This window comes from Granulicella sp. L60 (genome assembly GCF_009765825.1).
Lineage (GTDB): Bacteria > Acidobacteriota > Terriglobia > Terriglobales > Acidobacteriaceae > Edaphobacter.
In genome coordinates this window covers 676,288-696,877 of the sequence record NZ_LMUR01000010.1, presented here as the reverse complement: position 1 = coordinate 696,877, position 20,590 = coordinate 676,288, and the positions used below count along the sequence as shown (strand labels likewise).

The following is a 20,590-nucleotide window of genomic DNA, read 5'->3' as shown; positions in this document are numbered from 1 at the left end:
GTCGACAATGAAGATCGATCGCCGTGCAGTTCTACCCATGGCCGCACTCGCAATCCCTGGAATGCGTTATCGTTCCTTGCTTGCACGCATTGCTCTGGCCGGTGTTCTGGCCTGCACTCTGCTCAACATGCGCTCGGCCGCTGCCCAATCGCTCAAACTGGACGCTCCCGCACCTTTGCATCAGGGCAACAACCAGGTGCTCATCGACAGCTTTGTCGGCGATCACTATTACTACTTCTACGCCGAGCCCGGCAAGTTCCGCGTCGCCTGGACCTTCAGTGGTGCGCAGGAAGGCTTCGACGTGGGCAGCAAGCCCAGCTTCGCTGCCGTCTTCAATCCCAAGACCGCCGGATCTCTTATAACCCATAAAGATGGCCCCACGGGCGTCGTCTACGAGGGCTCCGTTACCCAGCGCACACGCGTTCTGGTAGGCGTCTCTCCGGTCAATAGCAAACTCGTGCGGCAGACGACTCCGTACATCATCGTCGTCACCGGCAACGTCTCCTTCGGCAACGCCTCCGCCGGCCCTGACCCGATCGTCGGCACCTATGCCCAGAAGCTAATGTTTTCGGGCGAACCCGCGCTTGGAGCCGTCAAGTTCCTTGCCAACGGCAAGATACTCGCCTCGAATGGCGGCACTGGTACATGGGCAGCCTTCGACGCCGAGAGCGGCATTTACACCGTCATCATCGGCGGTCATCGCATGACGCTCACGCTCCAGCGCGGCCGAGCCTTGGTCGACACCGGAAACAAAACAACCGTATTCGAGCTGCAACGTTGAAGCTGCCTTGCAGCCTCGGAAGAGGGTGACCATGATAAAGATAAGCAGCGTTCCGATGCTCAACGAACGAGTCGCCTCTGGCACAGACGAACAGCCCTCCTCCTTACTGCACGCAAAGCGAACATCTCGCTCCAAGTTGCTCCTGGCCTGGGCCATCGTCTTGCTGCCGTTGGCGTGGGGACTCTACGCAGCAGAGCAGACCGTTGCTCCGCTGATCCGCACGCTTCTGTCGCACAGTCACTGAACCTTTTATAGCTAAGCAATGAGGTCCAACTTATGCGATCCTGCACTCATCCTCATAGGCATTCTCGCCGCTCCTCTAGAAGCAGCGAGTCCTCCGTCGGCTCTTAGAAAGATCTGTCCTTGAAATAGCGTTTCATAACAAAAGACTTGGAGAGAGACTATGGAAAACGTATTGCTGAAAGAGCAAGCAGGCATCAGGAGCACTTCGCACCCGAGCGCGCACACCAGGAAACGAGCTGACGACATCTTCTTCACTACTATGTCAGTTATCATGCTGGCGATCGTCTTCATGGGATTCGCTTCCAGTTATTTCCTGAGAGGAGCAGCGTTCTCGCACTTGCCCAGTTTGCTCGTCCACTTGCATGGGGCCGTTTTCTCGTCCTGGATCATCCTGTTCGTTGTCCAATCCAGTCTCGTCTCGGCTGGAAATGTTCGGCTCCATCGCAAGCTCGGGATGGTCGGCGCAGTCATCGCAGGCTTAATGGTGGTCCTTGGCGTTCTGACGCCGTTTGGGACACTTCGACGCGGCGTGCAACTCCCGTCTATCTTTACACCAACGTCCTTTCTGATCGGTAATGTTTTCGGCATCGTCATCTTCGGCGCTTTTGTCGCAGTCGCTGTGTGGAAGCGGAAAAACCGCATCGTGCACAAACGCCTGATGCTCATCGCGAACGCCATGCTTCTGCCTCCGGCACTCTCCCGGATGGCATTTCCTGTGATGGCTCACCCTCGGATGACATTTCCTCTGATGGTTCACTACCCATTCCTCATCGGGGCTATCCCGCTTGGAATGATTGTCGCGCTCTTCCTCTTCGATCTCGCTACCCACAAGAGACCACTTGCGGTGACAGTGATCGGCGGCTTCCTCTTCTGGGCGTCTGATCCGGTCTCCGACTTCATCATCAAGACTCAACTCTCGCAGCACATTGCGCTTTGGGCTCAGCACCATCCTTGATGTCAAAAAGATCCGTCCGCCTCGCGAATTGCACTAAATTTGCATGAATCATGAATGAGGATTGACATGCTGAAGGGTGACTCAACAATGGTTAGTGTTTGCAGTTCCCCTGCATCACTCGACGTATGGTCGGGGTAGTGGCCCATGAGCCCATAGGTAGCCGAGTTGGAATGAAGGCGCCGTGTGGAGTCCTTGAAGTGTCTCTGTCTAACATCGCTTTCTCCTCTCGCTTCCGTTGCAAGTGTTCTCAGAAGGACTTCAGCCTTTCATTCAGTGAGCCGACACTACAGATTGAATCCAACTCTTTCGAGTTGGCTGGTTTGGCGTAGTAGATGAATTTGCGCTTCGCGCAATTGGAACTTTGCATCCAGCATCTCAAGATAACGTTGTCGTTCCTTAACAGGAGGAGCGCGTTTGGCCGGAACTGTTTGGACAGTGGCTGTCGCAACAGCGCTTCTTACCTCGTCGGTAGTCTCTTAACCACTTCTCCGCGTTGCCCAACTAACCCGGTTGGAACCGAGTCGGCGGGCAGGAGTCACTGCATGGAGCCGCCCTGGGGTGGTCCCGAAGCAAGACAACAACCTAAGGAGCATCGAGCATGGTTTACGATCTTCGCACATTCACCGTCAAGTCAGGCCGATTCGCGGAATACATCGAGCTTCATAAGAAAGTTGCAATTCCTATTCTGTTGCAGCATCTCGGTGAGCCGGTAGGCTACTGGGCGTCCATCACTGGTGAGATGAATGAGTTCGTTCATCTTTGGCGCTTTGACGATTTTGCCGATATGGAACGTCAGCAGGCGGCACTCAATAGCGACCCCGCTTGGCGGAACTATGTGACCAACGATCTTGGTAAGAGCGAGATCCTGCAACGACAGCAGAGCAAGTTCCTGCGGCCCATAGAAATCTCCGGATGAATTCCGACAAGCTGCTTCTAGAACGTGAGGACACGCCGCCCCCCCATAGAGTCGGCCTTCACAGCAACGGCATTGCGAAGGCAACGGTTGACATACAGGGAGAGATGACGAAGCTAGTAAGTAAGGAAATTCGGTTGGCAAAGCGTCCTTCCGGAGCCACGGCGATGGACAACTTCCAGGTAGCCGAGGTGGCGCTCGCGCCTCTTGCTGACCGGCAGGTCCGTGTCCACAATCTGTGGATGTCGGTCGACCCCTACATGCGTGGGCGAATGCGTGACTATGAGAGCTACTTGCCTCCTCGCTACGGTGACATTTTGTGGATTGCTATCGGCCTTGCCGGGCGACGGTATCTGGGATGCCGCGTCATGGTGCGCTCTCAACATGCCGTTGATCGTCATTGTCTGGAAGTACGGCCAACGGAAAAATTCCGTGAAGCACAGATGACACATCGATCTTGCCTCGCAAGATCCTCGTTTCGTCGTACTTAAGAGAAATCGGGTTCTAGATAGTCACTTTCGAACGGTCCGGCACAAGGAACGGCACCTCAATATTGGATTTGAAACGCTCGTTCACAACGAGGACCGCCAACTCAGCATCGAATTAGCGTACAGGCTCCATCACACTACTTACCGTAGTCTTAAGAAGAGGTATTCGCATGACCCCGTTTACCAACAAGCCCTCGCCGAGTCAACCGCACGCGGACAATACGGAGGTGTTGACGGACGTCCTTGAACCAAGAATCTGCGCATCCGAGCTAAACGCAGAGTCTGCAGAGGAAATCGAAGAGCTGGAGCGCCACGGGCTTCTGTCCGAAATAAGCCGTCGGCGCTTCATTCAAGCATCTTCCGCCCTTGCTGCTTCGCTGGCTTTCGGAATGCCAGGATTCATCGAAGCGCAGGAGGCCACGCACAACGCAACGGTTACCCTCAAGGTTAACGGGAAGCCGCAAACCCTCTCGCTCGACTCGCGTACGTCTCTTCTCGATGCCCTGCGCGAACACATGGACATGACTGGTACCAAGAAAGGGTGCGACCACGGTCAATGCGGTGCTTGTACTGTTTTGATCGACGGTCGTCGCGTCAATAGCTGTCTCACGCTGGCTTTCGTCTCCGAAGGTGCCGAGATCACTACCATCGAAGGGCTTGCCAAAACTTCCGATCCAAAGGCGATCGAAGACCTGAGTGCGGTCCAAGCCGCGTTTCTGATGCACGACGGCTATCAATGCGGTTATTGCACTCCGGGCCAGATCATCTCTGCCACTGCGGCAATCACCGAGCAGCAGAAAGGCGAATTATCTATCGTCAGTTGGCACAGCGGCAAGAACGACCAGCCAGAGCTAACCGATGATGAGATTCGCGAGCGCATGAGCGGCAATATCTGCCGTTGCGGGGCGTATCCGAATATTGTGGCTGCGGTACGCGCTGCATCGAAAGGAGCCTCCGCATGAAGAGCTTCGCATACAGTCGCGCCACTTCGAATGCGCAGGCGCTGGAAGCTGCCAGGGCGCGGGGGACTCAATTCCTCGCTGGCGGAACGAACCTTGTCGATCTGATGAAGTACCAAGTGGAGCAGCCGGTCACTCTTGTCGATATCAATCACCTCGCCCTTACAGAAATTAGCCAGATCGATGGCGGCGGAATCTCGATTGGCGCGATGGTGCGGAATAGCGATCTAGCCAACCACCCTCTCGTGCGAACGAATTATCCCTTGCTCTCGCAAGCGCTGCTCAGTGGCGCGTCGCCGCAGTTGCGGAATATGGCGAGTACGGGCGGCAATCTCATGCAGCGGACGCGCTGCTACTACTTCAACGATATTTCCTTCTCCGCTTGTAACAAGCGCGCTCCGGGCTCGGGCTGTGCGGCACTCGAAGGCTATAACCGCATTCACGCCATCCTGGGACAGACCGATAAGGGGCCGACCAGCGGTGAGACGTGCATCGCTACCCATCCCTCGGATATGTGCGTGGCGATGGCTGCGTTGCAAGCCACGGTTGAGGTGGAAGGCCGAGGCGGTAGGCGCACCATCCCGTTTGCGGAGTTTCATCGCCTTCCCGGCAATGATCCTAGCCGCGATACGACCCTTCGAGAAGGTGAGTTAATCACCGCCGTGACGCTCCCGTCCGCAAAGTTCGCGAAGAACGCTTTTTATCTCAAGGCGCGAGATCGCAACAGTTATGCATTCGCGCTCATCTCCGTCGCTGCGGGCTTAGAGATGGAAGGCACAACGATTCGTTCCGCGGGTTTAGCAATGGGCGGAGTCGCGCACAAGCCGTGGCGTATCCCAGAAGCTGAGAAGGCACTCGCGGGCCAATTGGCCAGCCCTGAGAACTTTGCTCACGCCGCCGACATTCTCCTCCACGGTGCGCACGGTTACGAACATAACCGTTTCAAAATAGAACTTGCGAAACAGGGCGTCGTTCGCGCCCTCACAGTTGCCGCGCAGGGCACTTCGGAGGTCGCATAATGTCGATAGCTCAGGATCAGGAACAGGCATCCAAGCCATTCAAGCAGCTCGATCATCGGTACGAAGGCATCGCCAAAGTCACAGGCAAAGCCCGTTACGCGGCAGAGTTTTCCGAATCGTTTTCGAAGACGGAACTAGTCTACGCGTTCCTTGTGCGGGCTACGATTCCGAGCGGCAGCGTGAAATCGATCGATTCGGCAACGGCGAGCCGAGCTCCGGGAGTGCTCGCGGTCATCACTCCATTCAACGCACCCAAGCTAAGCCAAGGGCCACCGCAGCCGCCTGCTCGCCGCAATCTCACGCTGTTGCAGGACGCTAACATCTCCTACAACGGTCAGCCGATTGCTGTCGTGATTGGGCAGAGTCTCAACGAAGCGAAGGTTGCAGCAGCGATGCTGAAGATCAGCTACGCCCTCCAACCAGCGAAGCTCCAATGGGAGAAGCGACTGAGCGAAGCTCGTTGGCCGAAGAATCCAGGCAAAGAGCCCGCGGGCAATCATCGTGGAGACATCGATGCAGCGTTCGCCAAGGCCGCCGTCACGGTAGACAATACCTATATCACTCCCATCCAGTTTCACAACCCAATGGAAACGCACGCAACCATCGCATGGTGGCAGGGCGACAAGCTGACGGTATACGATGCGACGCAGTACATCTCAGGCGTCAAGATGTCACTGGCCAAGGCAATGAATATTCCCGTCGACAACGTGCGGGTGATCGATCCATTGGTTGGTGGCGGCTTCGGCTCGAAAGGGTCGATGTGGTCTCATGTACCGCTGTGCGCTATGGCTGCAAAGGTCGTCAACCGACCGGTTAAGCTGTCGCTCGACCGGGAGCAGATGTTTGGTCCCGTAGGCGCACGCCCTTCGACGATCAATCACATCCGTCTCGCCGCCGCGCACGACGGCACGTTGTTGGGCATTCAGCATGACACCGTCATGAACGCGTCCGTGCTGGAAGACTTTGTTGAACACGCAGAAGGACCAGCCAAGAACCTGTATCAGAGTGGGGCGAGTTCAGTCTCGGCGAAGGTGGTGGAAGCGAACCTCGGCATTTCGACGTTCATGCGTGCTCCCGGAGAGGCCCCCGGCACTGCGGTTCTGGAGATTGCCCTCGATGAACTTGCCGAGAAGCTGAAGATGGACCCGATCGAACTTCGCCTGAAGAATTATGCCGAAACAGATCCGAGCCACGAGGGGCGTCCTTGGTCGAGCAAACATCTTCGTGAGTGCTACAGCAAGGGATCTGAAGAGTTCGGCTGGGCGTCGCGCAACATGACGCCTGGCCAACGCAGTGACGGCAAGTGGCTCATCGGCCACGGCATGGCGACGGCCACCTATCCCGCGAACAGGAGCGCCGCGCAAGCCACCGTCCGGCTCTTGCCCGGTGGTCGCATGTACGTCGCAAGCGGAACACAAGACCTCGGCACGGGAACCTACACGATCATGGCACAGCAGGCTGCCGCCGGACTCGGTCTCGATCCGAAGATGGTCGAAGTCAAGTTAGGTGATTCGACCCTGCCGAAGGCCCCGGTTTCGGGTGGTTCCCAATCATCTGCGTCGGTGCTGCCTGCGATTCAGGATGCGACGACACAGTTGAAGTTAAAGCTTATCGATCTCGCCGTCAACGACGCTGCTTCGCCAATGCATGGTCTGCAGGCCGCTGATTGTGACGTGAAAGAAGGCCGGCTCATCTCGAAGTCGCAGCCCGCCAAGTCGGACGGCCTCGTCGAACTCATTGCACGGAATAAGAACCAGCCGGTCGAAGCGCAGGGACAAGCGGAGCCCAGCGAGGCGAAGGACGCAATGAGCACGCAGTCTTGGGGTGCTGTTTTCGCTGAGGTGGCTGTCGATCCTCACACCCATATGGTGAAAGTCCGCCGCATCGTCGGCGTATATGACATTGGCGTCCTTCTCAATGAGAAGACTGGCCTGAACCAGTTGATGGGAGGGATGACATGGGGCATCAGCTTTGCCACGCATGAAGACGGCATCGTGGATGCTTCTACTGGACGGATTGTTAACGCGAGTCTTGCCGAGTACCATGTGCCAGTGAACGCAGATGTAGGAGTGTTGGATGTCAGCGTCATCGGCATTCCTGATCTTAAATTCAATCCAGTCGGATCGCGGGGCATCGGCGAGATCGGAATTACCGGGACTGCAGCTGCCATCGCAAACGCAATCTATAACGCAACAGGTAAGCGTGTTCGGGAATACCCAATTACGCCGGACAAGCTCCTCGCGGGTTGAACCCACAATAATAAGAAATGAATCAGCCTGATGAGAGAACATCGCCAAATCGTCGAACGGTGGCACCAGGGATCTGCATCGATCCTCGTGACATTGGTTCGTGTTCAAGGCTCAAGCTACAGGCAGCCCGGCGCGCGATTAGTCGTCTGCAAAGACGGCACTTACGAAGGCAGCATCAGTGGTGGATGCCTGGAGGCTGACTTGCTTCGTAAGGCGGCCTGGTTGACCCGCGACGGCGCAGTTGTAGAACGATACTCCACACTATTCGATGAAACAGACGATATACCCTTCGGTCTCGGCTGTGGCGGAGTTCTGGACGTTTTGCTTGAATCTGTAGAAACCGCTGAATGCCAGGCGCTCTTGCGGGCCGTCGATGCTGCTCTTTCCGGGCACGAGCATATGGTCGCCACATGGCTTCCGAGGGGTGAATGCGGCATGATGCGGGCAGTATTCCGCGCCGATAGTGAACTGGTCTTCGCCAGTGAAGGGCTGTCCAGCGAACATCTGTCTGAAGCTCGGATGAAGTGTCTCCATAGCGCAGAGACAGGCTTCAGCGAAATCTCGATTGAACGCCTTGTGCCGCCACAGCGGTTGTTTGTGTTTGGCGCCGGGGACGATGCGAAACCACTCGTGACGATGGCTTCCCTGCTGGGATGGAGCGTGGCCGTGATTGATGGGCGTGCGCAGCTTGCGCGCAAGAATCGTTTTCCGGAAACCAACGCTGAAGTCATATTGGCTCCAAGCGTGGCGATACAACAGATAACTTCTCGTGACGCTGTCGTCATCATGACCCATAGCTATGAACAGGATCGGGATTACCTGGCCTCTCTTTTACCATTGAGGCCGAAATATCTCGGTCTTCTCGGTTCACGGCAACGTAGTTCACTGCTGATTGCTGAAGCTGCTGCCGAGCTCGAATGGTCCGTCTCGGAATGCTGCCAATACGTCTGCGCACCCATCGGTTTGAACATTGGGGGCGAAGGGCCGGAGGCAATAGCGCTCGCGATCCTCGCAGAAGCCCAGGCCTACTGCATGGGCAAACGGAACGAGTCTCGTAGGCTCTCTGCGGATCATGTTGAGCGGTATCTCGCTACCGGCGACTCTCGCCACTATCAACGCAACCAGTGCGGCCTCGACACCGTATGAAGTGTGGTGCTTTGATCCTTGCGGCAGGAGCTTCCACACGTCTGGGACATCCCAAGCAATTGATTCGCTTGGGAAACGAAACCCTTCTGGATCGCTCCGTGCGAAATGCTAGAGAGGCCGGCTGCGCACCGGTTGTCGTCGTCCTTGGCGCTTTTGAGGACCAGATTCGGGATCAATGCAAGCTGCACGACGTTTTGATTGTTTCCCATCCAGAATGGACGGAAGGGATGGGAACTACTCTTTCACGAGGTGTTCAGGCGTTTGAGGATGTTCAGGGAATATTGGTCATGACCTGCGACATGCCTGCGGTTACCGCCGACCACCTCCGTAGTCTCGCGACGTTGGGACGGGTTGCGGCTACGTCATACGGAGGGCGTAAAGGTGTTCCCGCTTATTTCTCAAAAGATCGATTTCCCGAATTGCTTGAGCTTAAGGGCGACATGGGAGCTCGAAGACTGCTGCAGCGCGCGCATAGTATTGAGCTGCCGGGCGGAGAATTAGACGTCGATACGTTTGAAGATCTGGCGAAAGCTCGAAGCATCTTCGGTTAGATCCTGAGACTTCTCTGAGGGCTCAATGTTGTTGGGTTCGGCTTTACCTTGCATCTCTCAGCCGTCGGGAGGGGTACTCGCTATGCCGCTCTGGGAGATAGAATCCCGTATGGACTCGAACGTTCCCACACTCTACGAATGGCTCGGCGGTTCAGAAGTTCTTTCCGCGCTCATCGAACTCAAGTGAGAAGTCGATTTGGCGAGAAACAATGGGCACATCTAACAAAATAAAAACAGCCCAGATTGACCCACGTCCTTGTGAACCAAACCGAGGGGAAGAGGGAGTCCAGATATGTCGCATATGGGGGACTGAACCAGCTACTCCAACAAGGAGAAAACTCTCCTCTAGGCCATCTCCAGGCTTTTGTTTGCCTTTCTATCTAAGGAGCGTGCCCTCTCGAATCTCATTCGAAGCTCGCTTGCCAATCTCTTGACCTCCGACGATTTAATCTCGAACAGAAATGTTTTCGACGACAGCCGGCCCTTTTCGTACATCAATCCAGGGTGCGCGACCACTGTCTGATGTGATCACGAAAATCCCGTTCGGTCGTCGCGACTACGCTTGTAGCTGGAACAAACAAAAGATTCTCTCCAGATCCTAACGGCCAATCGACGGTTGGGTACAAGCCTGGAGCCAGGCTCCCATCTTCAGGCGACCTGTAGGTGAGAATGTTACCCGCACAACAGAGTTTAGAACTTCTTTCGAAGGGTGAACTGGTGATGTTGCAGGCACGTTGTGACACATAACTGAACTGCTACGTGGCAGGGCGTATCATACTAAAAGTAAAGGGCAACAGCAGCAAATTCGGTGCATTGCAGACCTTCGCAACCATATCCCATTTGTGAGCAACACCTACCTCCTGATCGTAGCCGCGGAAGCCGGGCCGCCCCTACATGTCTCGAAGCTCGCGCATGAGAGTACTTCGGTATGTCTCGAAAGCAATACAGTGTCAGAAGCGGACGGATGGCGGAATATCAGCGAAGAGTCAATGGATGATATCGACATATTCGAGGAATCGAATTTAGCGTACGTTATCTTGAGCTGAGAGGTCTGTTGGTCCACCATCCGGAGAATCCCCGGGTCAAAGTCCTCGATCAGCAAACATAAGGAATCTAGTCGGCCTTGACGGCTGGTTCTTAGTGCGGAGAGGCACTTTTGTTGTGGAACGGTTTGTTGCTAAAAGTAGAGTTCATTAAAGGAGAGTTTTGATGCCCAGAGTCGAAGAGATCGTCCAGAGTGTGGCTACGATAGTACGCTTCATGGTCGATAGACCGGATGAAGTCAAGATACACGTCGAGAGAGCTAGAGTTGGATCAAGTGCAACCTTTCGTCTGTCCGTTGACCCAACAGACTTAGGCAAGGTGATAGGGAAAGCTGGACGAACAGCTCGCAGCCTTCGTTTTATCGCAAGCGCTATAGGTCAAACGCATAAAGTTCATCTGCTAATTGATATAAATCAGCCGAAGTAATGATCTTGATATGGCAGCTGTGCCATTCATGAATTGAATCGCGACTCACGCAGACACAAAAAAGTGGGGAGAGCTAGCCCGCTCTCCCCTTTCTCGCAAGACCACTTTGTGTTGACTCTGGACCGCCCCTGAATAATAAGTCCATTGCGAGAACAATAGCCGAGGACTTCCGGGCGGAAAATAACTCTTTCGGGTGACGAACTGATGGCGCCTCTCTGTAGAGACCGTATGTTGGCGCTCAATCCCGAGTCGCCTTACATGGAGCGGATCAATGATCTTCTCCGTAAGAAAAGAGCTCTCGGAACCGACGATTGGATGAGATGGCTGCCAGCGACACCTGTCAAGGATTCCATCGCTCAGCTCGCGGAGCAGATCCGTCAAGTGGTGAATGATCCGCAAATCAATCCTCTTCTCAACGCTAAGAGCATAAGCCAGACATTGCTATGCTTCTATGCTGGAACGCTGATGCAGCCGATGTATGCCGGCTTATTCAAAGGGCTGTCGGAGACAGAGCTGGATCACATCCTTTCGGCTTTTTCAGCGAAGCAGTGCATTCCTAACCAAGGTCTGGTGGACGTGCTCAGCAAATACACGGAAAAGCCTGCTTAGGTGAAGCCGGGATGAAGCGAGCCGTACAGTGGATGGTGAGCGAGAGCGGGGCCAAGCCAGACATCTTCGCAGCGCCTGAAGGTCTCAAGGTCTACCGACGCGTTGCGAAGGATCACGGAATCTTCATCGTCTAGAACGCCTCCGCGCAGAACCAAACGGTCACTCTCCCCGATACGATCAAGAATCTTCTGACAGACGCGCCTGTCCAACGCATTGAGCTGCCTATCTATGGCGCTGCGGTTTTCAGAAAACAGTAGGATGCACGTCGGCGGCACACGACCTTGGCCACCTACTCCGCCGGTCGGAAGCATTCCGTCAGTTCAACGGTATCTTTTGATTCTCAGTGCCGACCGTGATGGTCCAGGGAGGAAAGGCTGCGGCTCCACATCCGATCGATGTACGTGGAAAGAGACCCGATGGCGCTCACGTTCTTCCATTTCCTGCGGGCTGAGACCACAGTGGAATCTCACCGAAATTTGACTCGGTGAGCAATACAAATTTCACTAAGCGCGCAATCCGGCGTGATCTTGGTAATTTTGAATGTCTCCCCAGAATGACTTGAAAGGCACTTCCCGACTGCGGTCGCGATGTCGACGTGCAGCTCGTGCCGAGCCGCACGTCTCTGCTTTCAGCAAGCTCTAGAATGAGCTCCGCTGCAATCGAACAGGCCCCAAATCGACTCGAACGAAATCTCCCGTCATGGTGCCTAAGAGAGTTACTTATGCTGGGAGGATCGAAACTCCAGCAAAGCTTCAGGACGATCGGTCTGAAAGATGGAGATCCCATTGCGATATAGCCATCCCCATACGGCGTCAGGATCCTTCAGTGCGTCATTGTCGCCGCCGATACCGATGCAGAAGCCATCGCCCAGTGTGTTGCTAAAGAGTTTGATTCCGTGCTGCCGTTCGACTGCGACGATCTTAGGGACATCCGTCGACAACATATTCGGCAACTCGAAGGCCACAGGCTTGGCACCGGTCGCCTGTCGCTCCGCCACAGCAACGAGGTCGCTGCCTTTTGCATTGAGGACCGGCACAAAGAGCACCTTATTGAACGGAGCGATGGCTGCCAGGGCCGGGCTGGCGATACCGGCTCTCGTCTTGACCGTGACGAGATCGGTGGCACCTGCGCGCAGGACAGCGTCGACAACTTCGGCGTAGATTGGAGCCTTTACATCCAGGTTCAGGGTGATGCGGCCTTTGGCTGCTTTGAGCATCTCGTCCAGGGTGGGTACGTGCTCGTCAGTCAGAGGCTCGGCATAGCCGCCGAGATTCTGACGTAGCCGCAGCTTGCGTACTTCGGCCAGGGTCATCGTCGAGATGACCCCATGACCGTCCGTAGTGCGCTCTACAGTGTCGTCGTGGATCATGACAAGATAGCCGTCAGCCGTCATGTGGACATCCGTTTCCATCATGTCAGCGCCCATGGTGACACAGCGCTCGAGCGCTAGCAGGGAGTTTTCAGGAGCGTATCCGAAGCCGTGCTTCGGCGCGGGATCATGACAGCCACGGTGAGCCACCACCACAATGCTTTCGTTTGAAGGAGAGAAAAGCCCGCTGACGGAACCTCGCTTGGCGTCCGCTGCCGCGGACAGTTTAGGAAGAGATAGAACGAGTGCTACTGCAAGAAATGTACGGGCATTGATCATGGCTCTAATTCCTTCTTACCTTGTGTCAGATGATTGCATGAGGGTGCAGTCGGCAGGTTCGCTGCCGACTGCACCGAGTGGAGAGGGCGCCTCAGAATGCGAGTCGCAGGGCCAACTGCACCTGCCGAGAGGGATAGGCGTTTGCAGCGGTGTAGGTGCCGAAGCTGGCGCCGTCCGTGACGGAACTGTCCGGATACTCGAAGTTGGTCGCATTGAGGACGTTGAAGGCCTCGATGCGGAACTCGATGTTGCTCGTCTCCGACCAGAGCGGAACGGATTTGTGCAACGCAAGATCAAGCTGCCCAAATGCCGGCCCGCGCAGATCGTTGCGGCCAGCATTACCGAAGTACTGGCTCGGTGTCGGAACGCTGACCTGACTTGCGAGCAGCGTGCCACTCAGTGCGCTACCCGTCTTCGCCCAGCTCGATTTCGGCGCATACACCGCATTTGCGGTACTGACGAGATTGGGACGGACGGAATAGACTTCACTGGTGCTGGAGACCACGTTTTGCGCGGATGGGGTGTACGTGAGGTTGATCGGGAGACCGCTCGTCACCACATTGATCGCCGCAAGCTGCCAGCCTCCCAGGACTACCTGTTGCCAGGCTGGAGCGCTTTGACCGAACCTCCTTCCCTTTCCGAAGGGCAGATCCGCAATGATCGACAGGGTGTCGTTCAGAGGCTGATCATAACCGGACGGGCCACGATCTCCTGCGGGATTGTAGAGGTTGACGAGCGCGCCGTCTCCACCATAGGTCTCAAGATCAGCAGAAGCATTGTTGAACGCGCGCGACCAGGTGAACGAGTTGATGAGATAAATCCCACTGCTGTAACGGCGCTCGAGCTTCGTCTGTAGAGAGTCGTAGATCAGATATCCCTGCGGCAGTGCTGTCAGAATGTTTGTGAAGTTGGAGATGGGACGTCGTTGCTGCTGCGTCAGGCAGCCCACGCCGGTGTTGCAGCTGACAGGCTGGGTTGCCCCCTGATTGAAATCAGTAAGCACAGGAACGTGTACGCCGTGACTGCCGACGTAGGAGACTTCGAGAGTGGTGTTATTCATCAACTGCCGCTGCACTGTGAGGTGATAAGCCTGAATGTAGGCCGCTTCGAAGTTACGTGGGATGTAACGAGTTTGCGCGGCCAGTGTCGAAAAGTTTTGAGCCGACGCGAAGTTGGTCTGATAGCCCGACTGCGTTGTGCGGAAGCAGGTACTGGGGTTCTCGGTGAGCGAAGTGCAAAGTTGTTGGGTCGCACCGCTTATTTGGTTCGGCGGAGTTTGGTTGATCGTTGCATCCACGATGTACGGTCCGTTGTAGCCAAGCGTGCTCTCTCCGCCGAAACGGAAGTAGTGCATGTATCCGATGCCATAGCCGCCACGGATAACCGTTTTCGGGTCTACCTGGTAGGCAAATCCGAAACGCGGTCCCAGGTCCTTCTTGTCCAGATTGATGAGCGATCGATTGTATAGTGACCCGCCCGAAGCCTGGACCAGCGTATTGGTCGTTGGATCGAAATTCGCCAAATGGTTGTTCTTCTCCCAATTCGGGGTCACCAGCTCATACCGCAGTCCAAGGTTGAATGTCAGCTTATCGTTGAACTTGAAGTCATCCTGCACATAACCCATGTACCAGCGGCGCTCGTACTCAATCGTCGCAAGGTTGTTCAGCTGATAGCTGTTACGGGCACCGACGAGAAAGTCAGCGAGATTGTAAGCCTGGATGTGTGCAGCATCGGTCGCCTGAGCCGGGGTGGCGCGGCTAAATTGGCCACCGTAGAAATCTTCACCAAACTGCGGGTGGAAGTCGGAGATAGCCATGTTGAGAAACCCATATTCGGCTCCGACCTTGAAGCTATTCCGGCCTTTGATAAAGCTATAGTTCACCTTGGGATTTGCGACGTAAGGGTTCGTAAACTGCGGATTCGTAGTTTGACGTCCAAACTGCGAGTAACCGGTGACAGCCTGGCTGTTCAAACCACCGTTGATGCTTGGGTCGCTCGGGATGTTCGGGATGTTGAAGTCCGCGAGCAGATTATCCGCGCCAATGTTGATCGGGGCTTTGCCGCTCGTCGTCCACGTAAGTCCCAAACGTAGCTGCAGAATAGAGCTTGGGGTAGGAGTGAAGTTATAACCTCCGGCTATCTGGCGGGTATAGGCATAGAGCGTTCCATTGCTGTTTCCTCCGGCAAGCCCCGGGATATTCGGCGCCAGAAAGTAAACCCACGAGTCCTGGCTGTACCGCGCGAAAGCAGTTGACCGAGGGCTGATGTACGCGTCCAGGCGACCATCGCCCTTGTTCACATTCGTGGTATTCGCGGGAGTCGAGACGAAGTTGTTGCCGCCTGCCGCCACGACGGCGTTGGGGGCCGCATCTGCCTGCAGGATGCTCAACACCTTCGATGCGAACGGACTCTGATCGGCAGACGGTATCTTGCCGTTCGCGTAAGACACTCCGGTAATCGGGTTCACCAGCGAAATCGGATTGCCGCTGGCATCCGTAAAGATTCCCTGTGCCTGTGCGGCGGTCGGGACCACCGCAGTCGTGATCGCACGATTGACGACTCGCAATCCTTCATAGTCCGCGAAGAAAAATAACTTGTCGCGCTTAATGGGACCACCAACCGCACCACCGAACTGGTTCTGCACCAGAGTCGGCTTTACTCCGTTGCCAATAAATGGGCCGTAGGCGTTCAAAACGGTGTTGCGGAGGTAGTCATACGCTACTCCATGGAACTGGTTCGTTCCACTGCGAATCGTCGCGTTGATGATGGCACCGCCTGCCCGGCCATACTCGGCGCTGTAGTTGTCGGTTTCAACCTTGAACTCCTGAACGGCGTCAGGCGACGGAATGATTGCTTCATTCGAATAGCCTTGGTTCGCGCTCTGGTACGCGTTGTTGTCGATACCATCAAGCTGAAAGTTGTTGGTCATTGAATTCTGGCCATTGACGTTATAGGAGGCATCGCGGCTGGGGACGGAGAGCGTTTCGAGTAGCGACTTACGAACGCCCGGAACCAGGGCTGATAGGTCGGCGTAAGCGCGGCCGTTTAGCGGCAGGTTGACCGCTTCACGGTTTTGCACTGTTTCGCCACGATCACTGGTGTCGGTTTCGAGAAGAGTGGCTGCACCGGAAACGGAGACTGTCTGAGAGTCGGTGCCAATCTTCAGGGCAAGTCCCACACGTTGTCTGGCGCCGACGTTCACCGTAAACCGTCCGGTCTGGGCTTTTTCAAAGCCAGCCGCAGTCACAGTAATCGAGTACTCTCCGGGCTGGACATTTGAAAATTCATAGTTGCCGCTTCCGTCGGTTGCCGGGTGACGGCTACGCCTCTCGTCACACTGAGCAGCACCACGGACGCGGATGACACCGCGGCCCCGGACGGATCATTGATGGTTCCCAGCACGCTAGCCGTGTCGAATTGCGCATGTGCGGGTGATCCGCCCAGCCCGACGGCCACGAACACAACCGCCAGAGCACCGACTGCACTCGAAGCGAATCTCTTAGCGAACGCGGCGAACAGTTCGATTTTCGTTCTACCTACAGGATTGCTGTGCATGCATGGTCTCCTCGAAGCGGTGCTGACTGTCGGCCAGATTTATCCGATGGCCGAACTTTAGCCAATGTATTGATGGCCAGATAGTCAATTCGCCGAAACATGATTGTTAAGCCGAATATCTCATTTGCTCACAGCTCTTTACCTCACATTCACAGAGGAAATTGCATCTACTTTTATCATCGATTTAACAGGGTTGTAGCTGCAAAACTGCAAATTTCGTTTACGAACCATTCATCCAGCGCGTGTCTACTCAAATCACCGAACATATCTTCCGCTGCTCATGAGCCAAAGCTCCGCCCAACTCGAAAGGAATAATGTCGTCTCCGACGATCCGCGTTGGGAACTCGTGGAACGCATCATCGCATCGCCATCCTTTATTAAGTCACCCCGGCTGTGCAGCTTTCTAACCTACATTTGCGAACTGACCCTGCAGGGGCGCACGGACGAGATCAACGAACTGAACCTCGGAGAAGCGCTCTTTGCGCGCGCGCCAAACTACGATCCTTCCATCGATGGAATCGTTCGTTCGCACGCAAGTCGGCTACGACAGCGTTTGGAGCAGTACTTTAGCGAAGAGGGCTCACACGAGACGATTCGTTTGTCGATCCCAAAGGGAGGCTACACGCCGCTGTTTGAGCTGCTCCCTGTTCCTCTGGCCGAAGAAGAAATCGTTCTATTCCCTTCTCAGCTGGCAAACGTCGGTCCGGCAGTCGTTTTACCAGGCACAGCAACTCAGGTGATCTCGACGCCGTGGATAGTTCGGGCACTCACCTTGGCACTGACCTTGGCGTGCATTGCAATTGTCTACCTGGTTTTTCATCAGCGAACAGGCTTGGCGGCGGCGCCGGTCACCGCAACGAGACATCCTCTCTGGAGCAGCCTGTTCGGACCGGACCACCCCACGATGATTGTGGCTTCGGATACGGGTTTGACGACTCTGCAAACCATCACTGGGAAAAACGTGAGATTAGCCGAATATCTGAACGACGACTATCGGGACCATATTAATCCGCCGGTTGGAACAACAATTGAGGTCGCGCGAACACTGGCGTCGCGGCGTTACACTTCCATCGTCGATCTCAAGATCGTCACCAAGCTCTACATGCTCCCCGGGATCCCCTTGAATCGAATACAGGTCCGTTATGCGCGGGACGTCCGTCCCGATGATTTCAAGAGCGGACCGGTCATCATGTTGGGAGCGCAGGAAGGGACGCCCTGGGTCGAACTATTCGAAGACCGGATGAACTTCGTCTTCCGGCATGATCGTCAAAAGCACTCATTCCTGGTCCTCAACCGATCACCGCAACGCAATGAGCTTGCTCAGTACGACTCCGATCAGGCAGATCCCCTGCATAAGGTGTACGGGCTGATTGCATTACAGCCCAACCTCGAAGGCTCGGGACAGATTCTTCTTCTGGAAGGAACGTCCATGGCTGGAACCGAGTCAGCTGCGGATTTTATCTTCGATGATGCTCGGCTTCTGCCGTTCCTGAATAAGATCAAGAACAAAGATGGATCCCTACCCTATTTCGAGCTCCTTCTTCAATCCAATAATATGAATGGAAATGCATCCAAGTCCGAGATCCTCGTATATCGAACATCACCGAGCTCACAATCAGCATCGCAGTGAGCGCACGAGTCTGACTAATGACAGTTATCGTCATGGCATCCAATTGGCAGCCAATAAGGTACAAAACGATACTAAAACTACCCAGTTCGGGGTAGGACATTCGACAAAACTAACCAGTTTTATCAACTGGTTAGATGAAACTGCCAAAACTGCAAAACCTTTATGCGTCGGTTCGATCCCGCCCCGCGCCTCCAACATATCAACAACGTAGCCCCTATTGGGCCTTTTCTTCCTTTAGGACCGTAGCGGGTGGATGCTTTTCTATTTAGTGCGCAGCTGCCGGTTCCGATTTCTTCTTCCGGTCCGAAGCGGCTTTCTTCGATGAAGACTTCGTCTGTTTCTTATGAGCTTTCGCTCGCTCTATCGCAACGAACTCTTGAAGGCGCTCCATGGCCTGATGCTGCATGCTCCTCGGTGGGGTGGGCATAGCGAAGAACCATACTGTATCCGTGAGTGCCCAACCCCCCGCTCGAAGCAGAGCATTGCCCTCATGCAGGCTGGCACCGCAGCGGACCCGAGCTATGATGCTTCTCGCTACAACACCTATCCACACGTACGAGAAGTCGTCATCGACTGCCATAGAAAGGATTGGATGCGCGAGAGCAACGCAAGACAACAGCGCGAGGGCGCAAAGCAACGAAGGATGTCCTAAGAAGGACTTAGTTTTTGCGTACACGTTAACCGCCGGGTATCTGTATTTTTCAGATGAAGCTCTACAGTTCCGTTACAGGCCCAATTGCTTTATGCGACGCATCCATCCTCCAACTCAGGTTTCTCCCGAACGCCGTCGCCACACATCTGCATCCAACGTCCGTGATTTGCGACAGGCAATAGCAAGCGAAAGGCCGCCGCGAGATGCTCCTGGTGGCCCGCCATTCATTGTGCTTAGCAGCTGCGAATACGCTCTTCGTGAATGCAGCGCTGCCCGGTCCGGACCGAGCGTTACGCTGGAAGCCTGTGGCGGTCAAGCTGCCGCGACGTTAGGCCTGCGAAAATGTCCAAGCGGCTAGCAAATTCGTATTGCCTGCAAGCTGGCGACATGTTCGTAATGAGATCTCATCGCATCTGACCGAATAGCTGTCATCGAACAAGCCGTAACATGTATCCAGCACCAAGATCGCGGAGTCTGTATGAAACAAGAAGTATCACCTATTTTTCAGTTTTCCACTTTTACTTCGATTCTGGCCCTCCTACTGGTCGCAATACAAGTGAATGCCCAACAACCTAGCCCACCCTCGACTGCCAACTCCTTAGCACCCGTTGTTGCAGAAGCGCATGGCGCACACGCTGCTTCAGTACTCCTGGGCCTTAGCAACGACTTGCAAACCCTCTCACATGCGGTAGAACCAACTGTCGTTAAGATTTATGCGACTGGACTTGCTCCAGTCGCCGACGAACCGGGTCGTACATCTTTTCTTGCGCAGCAGCGCATGCTTGGTGCTGGCGCCATCATGGATTCGAGCGGGTATATCCTCACAAATGCCCACGTCGTCCAACATGCTCGATCTCTGAGCGTGTTAGTACCAGACCTATCCAAGAGCTCAGGAGACTCCGACGGCAATCGCGACGAACCACCATCCACGGCCCTTCCCGCCCGGATCATCGGTATGGACACAATCTCTGATATTGCGGTCATCAAAGTGGATCGCACTGGGCTAAAGGCACTCAAGTTCGGAGACTCGGACCGAACTCATCCTGGTGAGTTGGTACTTGCTTTTGGCAGCCCCCTTGGCCTACAAGACAGCGTCTCGCTTGGTGTCATTAGCGCCGTGAATCGCCAACTCAATCCCGATAGTCCCATGGTGTATCTCCAAACCGATGCTGCTATCAACCCCGGAAACTCAGGAGGACCGTTGGTCGATATGGAGGGCGACTTAGTCGGGGTCAACTCCATGATTGAGTCACAATCGGGGGGAAATGAAGGGCTAGGCTTCTCCATTCCCAGCAATACCGCAAAGGTTGTCTACGAGCAGATCATCAAATATGGCCACGCGCGTCGTGGCACCATCGGCATTTTTGCTACCAACCTGACTCCTACACTGGCTAAGGGACTTGGCCTGTCGCGCGATACCGGGGTCCTCATCGAAGACATTGTTCCCGACTCACCCGCAGCGAAGGCGGGCCTAAAGATCAGCGATATTCTTACGATTCTTAACGGCCAACCATTACACGATACTCGCCAACTAGCCGTGCAAATGTTTCGCCAGCGCCCAGGGGATACGCTTCACCTTGGCGTACTCAGCGGCACCTCCCAAACAAACGTAGATGTCAGTGCTATGGAATCGAAGATGGATTCTTCCTCGGCTTCTCATATGGTTTTCGTCCGGGGCGCAGTCAGCATAAGGCGCTGGATGCGTTGTCTTACGCGCTCGTG

18 protein-coding genes and 1 pseudogene are annotated in these 20,590 nt (G+C 55.1%); 16 read left to right on the top strand and 3 right to left on the bottom strand.

Going from position 1 to position 20,590, the window contains the following annotated elements; genetic code table 11:
- Positions 1-7: 7 nt before the first annotated feature.
- From GSQ82_RS06105 to GSQ82_RS25325, 13 genes and pseudogenes are all read left to right on the top strand, one after another.
- Positions 8-781 carry a hypothetical protein gene (locus GSQ82_RS06105; protein ID WP_158791189.1) on the top strand — a complete coding sequence of 258 codons (774 nt, stop codon included), beginning with the start codon at positions 8-10 and terminating at the stop codon, positions 779-781.
- 31 nt (positions 782-812) lie between these two features.
- Entirely contained in the window at positions 813-1,025 is a 213-nt protein-coding gene (locus tag GSQ82_RS06100; protein WP_158791187.1) for a hypothetical protein, read from the top strand.
- 336 nt (positions 1,026-1,361) lie between these two features.
- Positions 1,362-1,979 carry a hypothetical protein gene (locus tag GSQ82_RS06095; RefSeq protein WP_158791186.1) on the top strand — a complete coding sequence of 206 codons (618 nt, stop codon included), beginning with the start codon at positions 1,362-1,364 and terminating at the stop codon, positions 1,977-1,979.
- 598 nt (positions 1,980-2,577) lie between these two features.
- A complete protein-coding gene (locus GSQ82_RS06090; protein WP_158791184.1) occupies positions 2,578-2,895 on the top strand; it encodes an NIPSNAP family protein in 318 nt (105 codons plus the stop codon).
- Positions 2,896-2,999: 104 nt separating this feature from the next.
- Positions 3,000-3,194 (top strand): annotated as a pseudogene (locus GSQ82_RS25580) (NADP-dependent oxidoreductase); the annotation flags it as partial.
- A gap of 416 nt (positions 3,195-3,610) precedes the next feature.
- Positions 3,611-4,342, top strand: a complete 732-nt coding sequence (locus tag GSQ82_RS06080) for a 2Fe-2S iron-sulfur cluster-binding protein (RefSeq protein ID WP_254061451.1) — start codon at positions 3,611-3,613, stop codon at positions 4,340-4,342.
- Complete coding sequence (locus GSQ82_RS06075; protein ID WP_158791178.1) at positions 4,339-5,358, top strand: xanthine dehydrogenase family protein subunit M; 1,020 nt, start codon at positions 4,339-4,341, stop codon at positions 5,356-5,358. The genes GSQ82_RS06080 and GSQ82_RS06075 overlap by 4 nt, the downstream gene beginning before the upstream one ends.
- Complete coding sequence (locus GSQ82_RS06070; protein WP_158791176.1) at positions 5,358-7,607, top strand: xanthine dehydrogenase family protein molybdopterin-binding subunit; 2,250 nt, start codon at positions 5,358-5,360, stop codon at positions 7,605-7,607. Before GSQ82_RS06075 ends, GSQ82_RS06070 begins: the two co-directional genes overlap by 1 nt.
- 30 nt (positions 7,608-7,637) lie before the next feature.
- The gene (locus GSQ82_RS06065) at positions 7,638-8,753 is read left to right on the top strand and encodes an XdhC family protein (RefSeq protein ID WP_158791174.1); all 1,116 of its coding nucleotides are present in this window, start codon (positions 7,638-7,640) and stop codon (positions 8,751-8,753) included.
- A gap of 11 nt (positions 8,754-8,764) precedes the next feature.
- Positions 8,765-9,304 carry an NTP transferase domain-containing protein gene (locus GSQ82_RS06060; RefSeq protein WP_158791172.1) on the top strand — a complete coding sequence of 180 codons (540 nt, stop codon included), beginning with the start codon at positions 8,765-8,767 and terminating at the stop codon, positions 9,302-9,304.
- Between the two features lie 1,209 nt (positions 9,305-10,513).
- On the top strand, positions 10,514-10,774 hold the full coding sequence (locus GSQ82_RS06055; RefSeq protein ID WP_158791170.1) for a KH domain-containing protein: 261 nt from the start codon (positions 10,514-10,516) through the stop codon (positions 10,772-10,774).
- 228 nt (positions 10,775-11,002) lie between these two features.
- The gene (locus GSQ82_RS06050) at positions 11,003-11,383 is read left to right on the top strand and encodes a hypothetical protein (RefSeq protein ID WP_158791168.1); all 381 of its coding nucleotides are present in this window, start codon (positions 11,003-11,005) and stop codon (positions 11,381-11,383) included.
- A gap of 11 nt (positions 11,384-11,394) precedes the next feature.
- On the top strand, positions 11,395-11,517 hold the full coding sequence (locus tag GSQ82_RS25325) for a hypothetical protein (protein WP_256370051.1): 123 nt from the start codon (positions 11,395-11,397) through the stop codon (positions 11,515-11,517).
- A 581-nt stretch (positions 11,518-12,098) separates the two neighbouring features.
- Here GSQ82_RS25325 and GSQ82_RS06045 read toward each other — a convergent pair.
- From GSQ82_RS06045 to GSQ82_RS24965, 3 genes are all read right to left on the bottom strand, one after another.
- Entirely contained in the window at positions 12,099-13,031 is a 933-nt protein-coding gene (locus GSQ82_RS06045; RefSeq protein ID WP_174243038.1) for a glycerophosphodiester phosphodiesterase family protein, read from the bottom strand.
- Positions 13,032-13,122: 91 nt separating this feature from the next.
- Positions 13,123-16,392: a TonB-dependent receptor gene (locus GSQ82_RS06040; protein WP_254061463.1), complete on the bottom strand. Its 3,270-nt coding sequence runs from the start codon at positions 16,390-16,392 to the stop codon at positions 13,123-13,125.
- The gene (locus GSQ82_RS24965; RefSeq protein WP_254061450.1) at positions 16,275-16,586 is read right to left on the bottom strand and encodes a hypothetical protein; all 312 of its coding nucleotides are present in this window, start codon (positions 16,584-16,586) and stop codon (positions 16,275-16,277) included. The genes GSQ82_RS06040 and GSQ82_RS24965 overlap by 118 nt, the downstream gene beginning before the upstream one ends.
- A gap of 346 nt (positions 16,587-16,932) precedes the next feature.
- Between GSQ82_RS24965 and GSQ82_RS06035 the strand changes: the two genes are divergently transcribed.
- From GSQ82_RS06035 to GSQ82_RS06025, 3 genes are all read left to right on the top strand, one after another.
- Positions 16,933-18,216 (top strand): hypothetical protein, encoded by a 1,284-nt coding sequence (locus GSQ82_RS06035; protein ID WP_158791166.1) that lies wholly within the window; start codon positions 16,933-16,935, stop codon positions 18,214-18,216.
- A gap of 343 nt (positions 18,217-18,559) precedes the next feature.
- Positions 18,560-18,868, top strand: a complete 309-nt coding sequence (locus GSQ82_RS06030; protein WP_158791164.1) for a hypothetical protein — start codon at positions 18,560-18,562, stop codon at positions 18,866-18,868.
- 478 nt (positions 18,869-19,346) lie between these two features.
- Positions 19,347-20,590 (top strand): S1C family serine protease (locus GSQ82_RS06025; RefSeq protein ID WP_158791349.1); only part of this gene is annotated, 1,244 nt, incomplete at its 3' end.